This window comes from Shewanella sp. c952 (assembly GCF_019654975.1).
In the GTDB taxonomy this organism is placed as follows: domain Bacteria; phylum Pseudomonadota; class Gammaproteobacteria; order Enterobacterales; family Shewanellaceae; genus Shewanella.
In genome coordinates, this window is the sequence record NZ_BPEW01000002.1 from 124,616 (window position 1) to 137,881 (window position 13,266).

The window sequence follows — 13,266 nt, forward strand, 5'->3', positions numbered from 1 at the left end:
AAAGTAAGGGCGGCTGACGCCGCCCCTATATGTTATGAGATAGGTTACAGTGTACGTGCTATCTCAACGGTTTCGAAGACTTCAATCTGATCGCCAACTCTGACGTCATTATAGTTCTTCACACCGATACCACATTCCATGCCGTTACGGACGTCGCTAACGTCATCTTTGAAGCGGCGTAGAGATTCTAGCTCACCTTCGTAAATAACAACGTTTTCACGTAGAACACGGATTGGAGCGCTACGCTTAATAGTACCTTCAGTCACCATACAACCAGCGATTGCGCCAATCTTAGGAGACTTAAATACGTCACGAACTTCAGCAAGACCAATAATTTCTTGTCTGAATTCTGGCGCTAGCATGCCACCCATCGCGTCTCTAACTTCATCAATCAATTGATAGATGATGCTGTAGTAACGTAGGTCAACACTTTCGCTATCGACTACTTTACGCGCTTGTGCATCAGCACGAACGTTAAAGCCAACCATAATAGCGTTAGATGCTGCAGCTAATGTTGCGTCTGTCTCAGTCAGTCCACCTACACCGCGAGCGATGATGTTAACTTTAACTTCGTCAGTTGACAGCTTATTAAGCGAATCAGCGATTGCTTCAAGCGAACCTTGTACGTCAGCTTTAAGTACCAAGTTAAGCTCTTGAACTTCACCTTCAACCATATTGGCGAACATGTTTTCAAGCTTAGACTTCTGCTGGCGAGCCAGCTTAACGTCACGGAACTTGCCTTGACGGTAAAGTGCGACTTCACGCGCTTTACGCTCATCACGTACAACAGTGGCTTCATCACCGGCTGATGGCACGCCAGAAAGACCTAAGATCTCTACTGGAATTGATGGGCCAGCTTCAGTAATTGCTTTACCGTTTTCATCTTTCATGGCACGGACTTTACCGTACTCAAGTCCACAAAGAACGATATCGCCCTGCTTCAGTGTACCTTCCTGTACAAGCACGGTTGCAACTGGACCACGGCCTTTATCAAGCTTAGATTCAACAACAACACCAGCAGCCATACCTTCACGAACCGCTTTAAGCTCTAATACTTCAGATTCTAGAAGGATACCTTCTAGTAATTCATCAATACCTTCGCCGCTCTTAGCTGAAACGTGAACAAACATGTTCTCTCCGCCCCAGTCTTCTGACATTACGCCATGTTGAGACAGCTCAGACTTAACACGCTCAGGATCCGCTTCCGGCTTATCAATCTTGTTCACTGCAACAATCAGTGGCACACCGCCTGCTTTAGCATGCTGGATAGCTTCGATTGTTTGTGGCATAACGCCATCATCTGCTGCAACAACAAGAATAACAATATCCGTTGCCTTGGCACCACGAGCACGCATTGCGGTAAACGCAGCGTGACCAGGAGTATCAAGGAAGGTGATCATGCCGTTACCCGTTTCAACGTGGTAAGCACCAATATGCTGAGTAATGCCACCGGCTTCGCCAGAAGCAACTTTTGCACGACGAATGTAATCAAGTAGCGATGTTTTACCATGGTCAACGTGGCCCATGATAGTCACTACTGGAGCACGTGGCTCAACTTTCACGTCACCGTTACGGTCAGCAAGAACTTGATGCTCAAGCTCGTTTTCACGAGTTAGAATCACTTTGTGACCCATTTCTTCAGCAACTAGCTGTGCAGTCTCTTGATCTAGGACTTGGTTAATAGTAACCATAGAGCCCATCTTCATCATCTGCTTGATAATTTCAGTTGCTTTAATTGACATCTTTGAAGCAAGTTCAGAAACTGAAACCGTTTCACCAATGCTAACTTCTGCTTTAACAACAACGGCAGACTTATTAAATGCTTGGTCCATAGACTCAGGTGCAACACTGCGTGCATTACGCGAGTTACGAGAGTTACGGTTGTCACGACGGTTATCTTTACCGCGCTTACCTTTACCACCTGGACGACCTGAACCCGCATTTGCATTTGGGTTAGCATTGTTGCCAGCATTTGCAGAAGGTTTACGAGGACGACGTCCACGTTTTTCAGCGTTAGCATCGGCAGTATCTTCAGCAGCACGAGCTTCTGTAGAGGTAGTCACATGGTGATCACCCGTCTTTTCAGCTTCTTTACGTGCTTTTTCTTCATCAGCCCAACGCTTAGCATTTTCTTCAGCTAGGCGGCGTGCTTCTTCAGTTGCTGCTGCAGCTTCAGTATCAGCTTTGGCTTTAGCAACTTCATCTTTAGCAGCTTGAAGCTGATCAGCTTCATCTTTAGCAGCTTTTTCATCAGCAGTTTGTGCTGGAGCCGCTTCTTGCTTCTCAGATTTAGCTTTCGCTGCTTTTTCAGCTTTCGCTTTAGCATCTGCATCGGCTTTCTGTTTTGCTTCAGCATCGGCTTTAGCTTTTGCCGCTGCTGCTTTAGCTTCTTCTTCAGCTTTCGCCGTTGCCGCTAATTCAGCTTCTTGTGCTTCGTCGCGTTTAACAAAAGTACGCTTCTTACGAACTTCAACTTTAACGTCTTTTGATTGACCGCCACTGCCTGCAACGCTCAATGTAGAAACTGACTTACGTTGTAATGTCATTTTCTGTGGTGCAGCATCGCCACCGTGTTGCTTCTTAAGAAAATCAAGCAACTGCTGTTTTTCAGATTCTGAAACCGTATCGTTTGCCGATTTCTTGATACCAGCCTGAGAAAATTGCTCGACGAGTCGATCAGCACTTTTCCCAACTTCTTTGGCTAGTTTGTCTACTGTAGTATCTGCCATTATTAAATTCCCCTCTGTTGATCGACTTATGCTTCTTCGCCAAACCAACAGATATTACGGGCAGCCATAATGAGCTCACCTGCTTTTTCTTCTGTTAATTCTTCAATTTCGATCAAATCATCAATGCCTTGTTCGGCTAAATCTTCTAGCGTGATTACGCCTATGCTTGCCATTACGAACGCCAAGTGTCTATCCAAACCTTCTAAAGCTAGTAGGTCTTCACTTGGTTCAGCACCATCAAGTGCTTCTTCAGTCGCAAGTGCGCGAGTTGAGATCGCCGCTTTTGCACGTTCTCTTAAAGACTCAACGATATCTTCGTCAAATCCTTCTATTTCTAGTAGCTCTGATGTTGGTACGTAAGCAATCTCTTCTAAAGAGGTAAAGCCTTCGTCAGCCAGAACTTGGGCAAACTCGCCATCAACATCTAATGAGTCGATAAACAAGTTCACCACTTTAGCGCTTTCTGCTTGATGCTTAGCTTTCATATCATCAACAGTCATTACGTTAAGTTCCCAACCAGATAGTTGAGTTGCTAAACGAATGTTTTGACCATTACGACCAATTGCTTGCGCTAAGCTATCAGCTTCAACAGCGATATCCATTGAGTGGTTGTCTTCATCTACAATAATTGAAGCAACATCAGCTGGCGCCATACAGTTGATAACATATTGTGCTGGATTATCATCCCAAAGCACGATATCAACACGCTCACCGCCAAGCTCGTTTGAAACGGCTTGAACACGTGCACCACGCATACCAACACACGCACCGATAGGATCGATACGACGGTCGTTAGACTTAACTGCAATCTTTGCGCGAGAGCCAGGATCACGAGCTGCGCCCATGATTTCGATCATCTCATCAGCAATTTCTGGTACTTCAACACGGAAAAGCTCAATGAGCATCTCTGATTTAGTACGAGTTAAGAACAACTGAGCGCCACGCGCTTCTGGACGTACTGAGTAAAGCAATGCTCTAACACGGTCACCAGGGCGGAAAGACTCACGCGAGATAAGGTCTTCTTTGAACAGTACGCCATCAGCATTACTACCCAAATCAACAACCACGCTCTCACGGTTACTTTTCTTAACAACACCAACAATTAGCTCACCTTCGCGATCGCGAAATTGGTCAACAATCTGTGCACGTTCAGCTTCACGTACTTTCTGTACGATTACTTGCTTTGCAGTTTGCGTCGTAATACGGTCAAATGCCACTGAATCGATTTCATCTTCGATAAAGCCACCAAGCTCAATCTCAGGATCATCGTATACAGCTGCTTCGAGCGTAATTTCGCGGAAAGGGTTCTCTAACGGCTCGCCAGTGTCTTCAACAACCATCCAACGACGGAATGTTTCGTAACCACCAGTTTTGCGATCAATGGCAACACGTACTTCAATGTCACCTTCATATTTTTTCTTGGTTGCTGTGGCTAGTGCAATTTCCAACGCTTCAAAAATCTTTTCGCGAGGTACACCTTTCTCATTTGAAACCGCCTCAGCGACTAGCAGGATCTCTTTATTCATTCTCTTGCCTCGTTCACCTTGAATTCATCAAAACTTAGCGATTAAATTGCCTTTACGGATATTATCCAAGGCAACTATCAGTTCGTTGCCGTCTACCGACAGAGTAAGCATTTGCCCCTCTACGCCAATAACGGTTCCTTTTAAATTACGACTACCTGCAACAGGCATCGTTACTTGTACTTTTACAGTCTCACCGACGTAGAGTTGATACTGCTCAGCTGTGAACAGTGGTCTATCTACACCAGGTGAAGAAACTTCGAGTGTGTATTCAGTTGAGATTGGGTCTTCAACATCCATAACAGCACTAACTTGACGACTGGTCTCTGCACAGTCCTCAATAAAAATGCCTTTTTCGTTGTCTATATATAGACGCAAGATAGAGTGCTTACCTGCTTGAATATATTCCAAACCCCAAAGCTCGTGGCCTAATGCTTCAACTGGTGCTTTGAGCATCTCTACCAGTTTGCGTTCTAATGTAGCCAAGGTTACCCCCAGAAAAACAAAAAAGGGCCTAATAGCCCCAGTAAAAAGTCATTTTCATGACAGTTTTGTAAGTCCCAGATAACAAAAAACCCCGTAATGACGAGGTTGATATATCCAGAACCTGTAACAGTATAGGATCGAAATCCTTTACTGGGAAGCTGGTTGCGGGGACCGGATTTGAACCGATGACCTTCGGGTTATGAGCCCGACGAGCTACCAAACTGCTCCACCCCGCGACAACTTGTGCAAGTATATTGAGAATCACCTCTACTTGCAATAATAAAGGGCTTAACTAGCCACTTTATTACCTTTGACTTGGTCATTAAACAAAATCAAAGATTTGGTGCGGATGGGGGGACTTGAACCCCCACGAGCTTTCGCTCACCAGCCCCTCAAGCTGGCGTGTCTACCAATTCCACCACATCCGCATAATTTCTACGTTGATTGCTTTTAATAATGACCACGTTTAGAGGTTAATAGTCATTTTAACAATCTCTATTAATCTATCTGATTAATAGTCTCCATAAGTTACTATGGATTAGTCAGGGATTTTATCTTCTGACTTTTCAGCGCCCTGCTGAACTTGCTCAACAGCTTGTGCTGCATCGCTACCTAAATCGTTCCATGCATCTTCAGATTGAGTGTGGTTTGCACTTAAGTTACCAATAGTAAGACTTAAAGCAAAAAACGCTATTGCCAAAATTGCAGTTGAACGAGTCAAGAAGTTACCAGAACCTGATGAACCGAACAGAGTACCAGATGCGCCGGCGCCAAAAGAGGCCCCCATATCTGCACCTTTACCTTGCTGGATAAGGATCATGCCTACTAGGCCAATCGCTACCAACAAGTATATAACCATTAGAACTTCATACATATTTATGCGCTCATCGCTATCGTACATAGACTGAGAAATTCAGTAGCATTCAGGCTAACACCGCCAATCAAGCCACCGTCTACATCAGGCTGCGCAAATAAATCTGCTGCGTTACTCGGTGTTACGCTACCACCGTACAAAATCCTGATATTTTCTCCGATAAATGGAGATACTTCAGAGAGGCGTTTGCGAATAAACGCATGAACTTCCTGTGCCTGCTCTGGCGTAGCGCTCTTACCGGTTCCTACTGCCCATAATGGCTCGTAGGCGATAATTGCGTTGTCAAAAGCCATGGTGCCATTTTTTTCAATGACCACGTCTAACTCTTCGGCAATAACTTCAAAAGTACGTCTTGCTTCACGAGCTGGACCTGACTCACCAACACATAATATTGGCGTCAAACCATGTTTTTGAGCTGCAGCAAATTTCTCTGCTACGATGTCACTCGTCTCTCCGTACATACGGCGACGTTCTGAATGGCCGATAATAACATATCGACATCCTGAATCTTTTAACATCTGTCCAGATATTTCACCAGTATAAGCACCGAAGTCATGTTGACTGACGTTCTGCGTACCCATTCTGACAAGACAACCGTTTAAGGCTTCTTTATTTTCATCTAGCAGCTGTCGAACACTTTCTAAATAAATAGAAGGCGGACACAAAACTACTTCCGCTGAATCATTTTGGAGCTTGGTAGCGAATTTTTTGAATAACTCTTGCGCGAGTTGCGCACTGCCATTCATTTTCCAATTACCAGCGACCATGGGACGTCTTAGTGCCATCACTGTCTCCTCTGAAAGCGGCGTGAATAATAGCGAACCACTTGTTAACTTACAATACCTAAAGGCGTAATTTTTAATAAACTCGGTTAGAACGCATACTTTTTACTCGACCAAGGCGTTATATGCTCGAAACGCGCATTTTTACAGCATCATAAACAGCAAACAATTCTAACCAAGCAGCAAGTCTACACTAGATTACGGACAGCATCTGCTATGTCGTTTGCAAATTGCGTCACGTCAGCTCGATCGTCGCCTTCAACCATCACCCTAAGTAACGGCTCTGTACCAGATTTACGCAGCAATACACGCCCTCTAGCACCAAGTTTCTGTTCAACCTCAGCTTTTGCTGCAAGTACCACCTCTGACGACAACGGGTCATCAGCGCCTTCAAAACGAACATTAACCAGGACTTGAGGCAACATGGTTATGCCTGCAGTGAGTTCCTCGAGGCTAGCACTTTGACGACGCATGGCTGCTAGTACCAATATACCCGCCACAATACCATCACCGGTTGTACCATGATCAAGGTTTAGAATGTGGCCGGAGTTTTCGCCGCCAATCTTCCAATCATGCTCTTTTAATAATTCCATCACATAACGGTCGCCCACTTTGGAGCGTACAAACGGAATATCAAGTGTCTGCAGTGCTAAGTCTAAACCTAGGTTAGACATCAATGTACCAACCACTCCGCCTTGCAATACGCCACGTTTTTGCGCATCACAGGCAAGAATGTAGAGGATCTCATCGCCATCAATCACTCGACCATAACGGTTCACCATCATGATCCGATCGCCATCACCGTCAAGTGCGATCCCTAAGTCAGCATTTTCTTCCAACACGGTTTCACAAATTTTAGCCATTGAAGTTGCACCAACTTTATCGTTGATGTTCAGGCCATTGGGTTTATCACCAATAGCGATAACTTCAGCGCCAAGCTCTTTAAATACACTTGGTGCGATGTGGTATGTTGCGCCATGAGCACAATCAACCACAATCTTTAAGCCACTTAAAGTCTGCTCTGCAGGGAAGTGACTTTTACAATATTCAATATAGCGGCCAGCTGCATCATCGATACGACCAACTTTGCCTAATAAGTGAGATTCCACGCAAGTTAACGGCTTTTCTAATTCAGCCTCGATTTCAAGCTCTACTGCATCTTCTAACTTACTACCATCGGTATAAAAGAATTTAATACCGTTGTCGTAATAAGGGTTATGGGAAGCACTGATCACAATCCCGGCTTCTGCACGGAATGTACGGGTCAAGTATGCGACCGCTGGCGTTGGCATTGGGCCAATTAACATGACATCTAGACCCGCAGCAGATAAGCCCGCCTCTAGCGCTGATTCAAATAGATAACCTGAAATACGGGTATCTTTACCAATAATAACTTTATGGGTACCCGCTCGAGATAATACACGTCCCGCCGCCCAACCCAGTTTGAGGGCAAGCTCAGGTGTCATCTTACCTGCACCGACCTTGCCACGAATACCGTCGGTACCAAAAAATTGTCTTTGCTTCACGAAAACTCCAAACTAATAGCTGTGGGTAGAAACGAATGCACATATTCTACCAAATAATACTTCATTTAAGCTGAACAAGAGTCTAACTTAAATCCTTGTAATTTTTAGTTGCGTTGAGCACAGCCATCATATCGGCTGTTTCCTGTACATCATGTACACGCACTATATCGGCTCCCGCCTGCAGGGCTAACATATTAGCAGCAAGAGACGCACTTAATCTTTGTGATACATCACGATTAAGTAACTGACCGAACATGCTTTTTCGAGACATTCCAGCTAACAATGGTAGCTTAAAAGCTTCAAATTCAGCAAAGCGCTGTAATATTTCATAATTATGCGCTAATGATTTACCAAATCCAAATCCTGGATCAAGCACTATGTTGTCACGCTTAATACCTGCTTGAACACATTGCTCAATACGCTGCTTAAAAAATGCCGCTATATCTTCAACAACGTCAGCATAGATTGGCGCTTGCTGCATAGTACGAGGTTGTCCTTGCATATGCATAAGGCATACGGGAACATTAAGCTCACTAGCCGCTGTTAACGCACCAGGTTCTTGTAAAGCTCTAACATCATTGATGAGGTGCGCTCCTGCCGCCACAGCCGCACTCATGACTCCAGGCTTACTGGTATCGATTGATATCCAAACAGCATGCTTGTTTGCAACATACTCAATCAACGGGATCACGCGGGCAAGCTCATCCTTCTCGCTGACTTCCTTAGCTCCAGGTCTTGTTGACTCACCACCAATATCAATAAACGTCGCTCCATGCTCGACCATGCTATCTGCTTGACGGCAGGCTCTTTCAAATGAAGAGTATGCTCCACCATCAGAAAAAGAGTCAGGGGTAACGTTAAGGATCCCCATAATAACCGCTGTAGTTAAATCTAATGATTTATCACCACTAGTTAATATCGACAAAATAAAGCTCCATAAACAAGAAAGCCCCATAAAGGGGCTTTCTCAAATTAACTAAAGATTACTTAGCAGGTGATTCGTCCGCATCACTTACATCCGTTTTTTTCTCTTCAGTGTCGTCAGTCTGTTCTTTCTTCTCAGAAGAAGCACCGTTACTGTCGTTGTCGTCAGACTGCTTGTCTTTCTCCCACTCAGCAGGCATACGCACTTCGCGACGTTCCATTAGGTCATCAATCTGATTTGAATCAATGGTTTCATACTTCATCAAAGCATCTTTCATTGCATGAAGAATATCCATATTTTCAGTCAGGTACTTTTGAGCCCTGTCGTAGTTAGAGTCAATCAGCATCTTAACTTCAGCATCAATAATTCGAGCAGTGTCATCTGACATATGCTGCGACTTACCCATGCTACGACCTAAGAAGACTTCATTTTCATCTTCAGCGTAAAGTACTGGGCCTAACTTTTCAGAGAAGCCCCACTGAGTCACCATGTTACGCGCAATAGATGTCGCGTACTTAATATCTTGCGACGCACCGGTCGATACTTTTTCTGTTCCGTAAATAATCTCTTCAGCTAGACGACCACCATAAGCAACTGAGATCTGGCTTTCAAGTTTACGTCGGCTTTGACTAATCGCATCGGCTTCAGGAAGGAAGAATGTTACCCCCAGTGCTCGACCGCGTGGAATGATAGTCACCTTATGCACAGGATCGTGCTCAGGCACCAAACAACCAACGATAGCATGACCCGCTTCGTGGTATGCCGTCATCTCTTTCTCTTCTTCAGACATCACCATAGTGCGGCGCTCAGCACCCATCATGATCTTATCTTTTGCACTTTCGAACTCTTCCATGCCAACGACACGGCGACTGTTACGAGCAGCAAACAGCGCGGCTTCATTAACAAGGTTAGCCAAATCTGCACCTGAGAAACCTGGAGTACCACGGGCAATAACACTTGCCTTAACACCGTCGGCCAAAGGTACTTTGCGCATATGTACTTTAAGAATTTGCTCACGGCCACGAACATCAGGCAAACCAACAACAACTTGACGGTCAAAACGACCAGGACGCAATAATGCAGCATCAAGTACGTCAGGACGGTTAGTCGCGGCGATGACAATTACACCTTCGTTACCTTCAAAGCCATCCATTTCAACCAACATTTGGTTCAATGTTTGCTCACGCTCATCATGACCACCACCCACGCCGGCGCCACGCTGGCGACCTACCGCATCGATTTCATCAATGAAGATAATACAAGGAGCTGACTTTTTAGCTTGCTCGAACATGTCACGTACACGAGATGCACCAACACCAACAAACATTTCAACAAAGTCAGAACCTGAAATAGTAAAGAAAGGCACTTTCGCTTCACCGGCAATGGCTTTAGCAATTAGCGTCTTACCAGTACCTGGAGGACCTACTAACAAAACACCTGTAGGAATTCGGCCACCCAACTTTTGGAAACGTGTTGGCTCTTTCAGGTAATCAACCAACTCTTTAACGTCTTCTTTCGCTTCGTCACAACCAGCGACATCAGCAAAAGTCGTTTTAATTTGGTCTTCACTCATCAGTTTGGCTTTACTCTTACCAAATGACATAGCGCCTTTGCCACCACCGCCTTGCATTTGACGCATGAAGAATATCCACACACCAATAAGGAGTAGCATTGGGAACCAAGAGATAAAGATTTGGGTCAAGAAACCCGATTCTTCCGCTTCTTGGCCTTTCATCATGATGCCTTTACGGTCAAGATCATTGATTAGATCTAGATCCGGCATCGGCATAATGGTGACAAACTTCTCACCGGTACGCTTAGTCCCTTCAATGGTACGTTGATCGCTTTTCACTTCAACAGTACTAACCTGTCCAGCTTTTACGTCATCCAAAAAGGTAGAATAATCCATCTTCTGCTTATTTGAAGAAGAGGGGGAATAGCCCTGAAAAACTGACATCAATACAACAGCGATGACAACCCAGAGAATTAAATTTTTAGCCATGTCACTCAAATTACTCGACCTCTTTTTAAAGTCTTTCGAAAACTAATGTTAGAGTACTTACGATAGATTACTATAACTTGTACCCAGTCGCCACAAGATAGACTTCACGCGATCGTGGTCGCGAAGAATCTGGCTTACGTGTTTTAACCGTTTTAAATGCTTCTTTTACTGCTTTCATGTATTCGTCAAAGCCCTCCCCCTGAAAGACCTTAACAGCAAAACAGCCATTAGGTGCCAAAACTTGATGACACATGTCTAATGCAAGTTCTACCAAATACATAGCGCGAGGTTGGTCTACCCCACCTGTACCACTCATGTTTGGTGCCATATCAGATAACACAACATCCACTTTCGCATCACCGACTCGGGTCAGCAGCGCATCAAGTACTTTTTCCTCGCGAAAATCCCCTTGCAAAAAATCTACGCCGACAATGGGATCCATAGGTAAAATGTCACATGCGATAACTTTACCTTTGTCTCCAGCAAGTTTAACGGCCACTTGTGACCAACCGCCGGGTGCGGCGCCTAAATCAACAACCGTCATCCCCGGACGAATAAGTTTATCTTTCTCTTGGATCTCTTCTATCTTAAAGGCCGCTCTAGACCTAAAACCGCGCTTTTGCGCAAGTTTGACATAGTGATCATCGAAATGTTCTTGCATCCAGCGAGATGAACTAGCTGTTCGTTTTTTACCTGACATTTAAAATCCGCAACAATTGAGAGTTACACAAAGCATATATAAGGGTAGAATAGCGGCTTTTCAACAGTAACTCAGCATAAAGTTGGTATAAATGAACTTAACAACCAAACAAAAACAGCACTTAAAGGGTTTAGCGCACAGTTTAAAGCCTGTAGTGATGCTTGGTGGCAACGGCCTGACTGAAGGTGTACTGGCTGAAATTGATAGTGCACTCTCTCATCATGAATTGATTAAAGTGAAAATAGCCTCTGGTGACAGAGAGCTTAAAAATGCAATCGTCGACGCCATCGTACGTGAAACTCAAGCTGTTCAAGTACAGCTTATTGGTCACGTCTTAGTACTGTTCCGTCAGTCTGAAGAAATGAAAATTGCTGTGCCTAAGGCAAAGTAGTTAGCAAAAGCCTCTTTTATCCACGAAAGAAGTTTTAGCAAGATAGATAAAAAGAGCCGCTGATTATTCAGCGGCTCTTTTTTATTGTCTATACCCGTACTACCTGAAGATGCTCGTTTCAGAGGCATTGTGCCAGTTCAATTCTAGGCGCATTGACGTAGAAATGGTTATTCCCTTTTAAGTAAGTGCAACAACGAAGTGGGCTGGCACAAAGCCTTCTGCGATGGGCGCTTCTTATATAAAAAGCATGGACTTTACTCTGTGTTATTGACTTTACTAAGGGAACGACCATTAATCGCAATCAATGCCTCGCCTACATGGATGTAGGTGCTTAGGTTCAGCATGGAGCAAAGAACCTGTGATTAAAGCCCATTAAATTCCCACTGAATCCTGCATCTTCAAGTAGAACGGGTATAAAACTATGGCGTATCGCTTATTGGTTTCACCTCATAGTGCTCAGCTTTTACGTTCAAAAATTCAGGCAAGCAGGTTCCTATTGAAATCGAAGATAGAGTACCAATCAAAATGCCTAAGAACATCGCAATAGAGAACCCCTCCAGTGGCGTGCCTCCCATAAACCACAACGCAGCGACAGTAATCAGAGTTGTACCACTCGTCACCATGGTTCGAGAAAAGGTTGCTTTTACCGCACTGCTACAGATTTCATCAATTGCCATCTTAGGTTTGGCGATTAACACCTCTCTAATTCTATCGGCAATCACTATCGAGTCATTGAGCGAATAACCTAAAATGGCCAGCACTGCCGCCAAAATCGTTAAGTTAAACTCCATTTGCGTCAAAGAGAAAACAGCCAATACAAATACAACATCATGAAACAAGGCTAATAGTGCACCACTGGCCAGTCGCCATTCAAAGCGAAAACTCAAATATACCAATATACACAGCATAGCCACTAGCAAAGCTAAACCGCCCTGCTCTGCTAGCTCTTGGCCGATTTGTGGCCCCACAATACTTGAGTTAAGAACTTCAACTTTTTCTGTTAGTGGTGCAAAAACACTGGCAATATTGGTGCTAGATTCAGCATCGACTTGGCTGTACCTCAGCACCCAACGTCCAGCTTCTCCTGCAGAAATGACACTCACCTCTTGTTCTGAGTGCGCAGCCAATAGTTGGCTTATCTGCGCTGCTTGAATATTTGCATCAACTTTAACTTCGGTAACCACTCCGCCAGTGAAATCTAAGCCCCAGTTAAAATCGTGGCTGAAGATAATACCGATAGATGAAATCATAATGATCAATGACAGTACACTCGAAAGGTAACGGGCTTTGCTTAGTTTGCTTAGTTTGCTTAAGTTAGATAATTTCAT

The 13,266-nt window shown here is 44.4% G+C and carries 11 protein-coding genes and 2 tRNA genes; 1 reads left to right on the forward strand and 12 read right to left on the reverse strand.

Annotated features, from left to right (window positions below):
• Nucleotides 1-44: 44 nt before the first annotated feature.
• The 11 genes from infB to rlmE form a co-directional block, all read right to left on the reverse strand.
• On the reverse strand, nt 45-2,729 hold the full coding sequence (infB, locus tag K5R16_RS02340; RefSeq protein WP_220735950.1) for a translation initiation factor IF-2: 2,685 nt from the start codon (nt 2,727-2,729) through the stop codon (nt 45-47).
• Between the two features lie 26 nt (nt 2,730-2,755).
• Nucleotides 2,756-4,255: a transcription termination factor NusA gene (gene nusA, locus K5R16_RS02345; RefSeq protein ID WP_220735951.1), complete on the reverse strand. Its 1,500-nt coding sequence runs from the start codon at nt 4,253-4,255 to the stop codon at nt 2,756-2,758.
• A 27-nt stretch (nt 4,256-4,282) separates the two neighbouring features.
• A complete protein-coding gene (gene rimP, locus K5R16_RS02350) occupies nt 4,283-4,738 on the reverse strand; it encodes a ribosome maturation factor RimP (protein WP_220735952.1) in 456 nt (151 codons plus the stop codon).
• A 159-nt stretch (nt 4,739-4,897) separates the two neighbouring features.
• A tRNA-Met gene (locus tag K5R16_RS02355) sits at nt 4,898-4,974 on the reverse strand.
• Nucleotides 4,975-5,079: 105 nt separating this feature from the next.
• Nucleotides 5,080-5,166, reverse strand: a tRNA-Leu gene (locus K5R16_RS02360).
• Between the two features lie 110 nt (nt 5,167-5,276).
• Nucleotides 5,277-5,612: a preprotein translocase subunit SecG gene (gene secG / locus K5R16_RS02365; RefSeq protein ID WP_220735953.1), complete on the reverse strand. Its 336-nt coding sequence runs from the start codon at nt 5,610-5,612 to the stop codon at nt 5,277-5,279.
• Between the two features lie 2 nt (nt 5,613-5,614).
• Nucleotides 5,615-6,397 carry a triose-phosphate isomerase gene (gene tpiA / locus K5R16_RS02370; RefSeq protein ID WP_020911386.1) on the reverse strand — a complete coding sequence of 261 codons (783 nt, stop codon included), beginning with the start codon at nt 6,395-6,397 and terminating at the stop codon, nt 5,615-5,617.
• Between the two features lie 185 nt (nt 6,398-6,582).
• Nucleotides 6,583-7,920: a phosphoglucosamine mutase gene (glmM, locus tag K5R16_RS02375; protein ID WP_220735954.1), complete on the reverse strand. Its 1,338-nt coding sequence runs from the start codon at nt 7,918-7,920 to the stop codon at nt 6,583-6,585.
• Nucleotides 7,921-8,002: 82 nt separating this feature from the next.
• The gene (gene folP, locus K5R16_RS02380) at nt 8,003-8,791 is read right to left on the reverse strand and encodes a dihydropteroate synthase (RefSeq protein WP_374758372.1); all 789 of its coding nucleotides are present in this window, start codon (nt 8,789-8,791) and stop codon (nt 8,003-8,005) included.
• Nucleotides 8,792-8,903: 112 nt separating this feature from the next.
• Nucleotides 8,904-10,847: an ATP-dependent zinc metalloprotease FtsH gene (gene ftsH, locus K5R16_RS02385; RefSeq protein ID WP_220735956.1), complete on the reverse strand. Its 1,944-nt coding sequence runs from the start codon at nt 10,845-10,847 to the stop codon at nt 8,904-8,906.
• A gap of 70 nt (nt 10,848-10,917) precedes the next feature.
• A complete protein-coding gene (gene rlmE / locus K5R16_RS02390; protein ID WP_020911382.1) occupies nt 10,918-11,547 on the reverse strand; it encodes a 23S rRNA (uridine(2552)-2'-O)-methyltransferase RlmE in 630 nt (209 codons plus the stop codon).
• 91 nt (nt 11,548-11,638) lie between these two features.
• On the opposite strand from rlmE, the gene yhbY reads away from it, so the two are divergent.
• Nucleotides 11,639-11,938, forward strand: a complete 300-nt coding sequence (gene yhbY / locus K5R16_RS02395; protein ID WP_020911381.1) for a ribosome assembly RNA-binding protein YhbY — start codon at nt 11,639-11,641, stop codon at nt 11,936-11,938.
• Between the two features lie 419 nt (nt 11,939-12,357).
• On the opposite strand, the gene secF is transcribed toward yhbY, so the two are convergent.
• On the reverse strand, nt 12,358-13,266 hold the full coding sequence (gene secF / locus K5R16_RS02400) for a protein translocase subunit SecF (RefSeq protein WP_220735957.1): 909 nt from the start codon (nt 13,264-13,266) through the stop codon (nt 12,358-12,360).

Excerpts from the sequence above, each read along its gene's own strand:
- folP (WP_374758372.1), bottom strand. The coding sequence starts at position 8,791 with ATGGGGATCCTTAACGTTACCCCTGACTCTTTTTCTGATGGTGGAGCA.
- yhbY (WP_020911381.1), top strand. The coding sequence starts at position 11,639 with ATGAACTTAACAACCAAACAAAAACAGCACTTAAAGGGTTTAGCGCAC.
- secG (WP_220735953.1), bottom strand. The coding sequence starts at position 5,612 with ATGTATGAAGTTCTAATGGTTATATACTTGTTGGTAGCGATTGGCCTA.
- rlmE (WP_020911382.1), bottom strand. The coding sequence starts at position 11,547 with ATGTCAGGTAAAAAACGAACAGCTAGTTCATCTCGCTGGATGCAAGAA.
- secF (WP_220735957.1), bottom strand. The coding sequence starts at position 13,266 with ATGAAATTATCTAACTTAAGCAAACTAAGCAAACTAAGCAAAGCCCGT.
- tpiA (WP_020911386.1), bottom strand. The coding sequence starts at position 6,397 with ATGGCACTAAGACGTCCCATGGTCGCTGGTAATTGGAAAATGAATGGC.
- nusA (WP_220735951.1), bottom strand. The coding sequence starts at position 4,255 with ATGAATAAAGAGATCCTGCTAGTCGCTGAGGCGGTTTCAAATGAGAAA.
- infB (WP_220735950.1), bottom strand. The coding sequence starts at position 2,729 with ATGGCAGATACTACAGTAGACAAACTAGCCAAAGAAGTTGGGAAAAGT.
- ftsH (WP_220735956.1), bottom strand. The coding sequence starts at position 10,847 with ATGGCTAAAAATTTAATTCTCTGGGTTGTCATCGCTGTTGTATTGATG.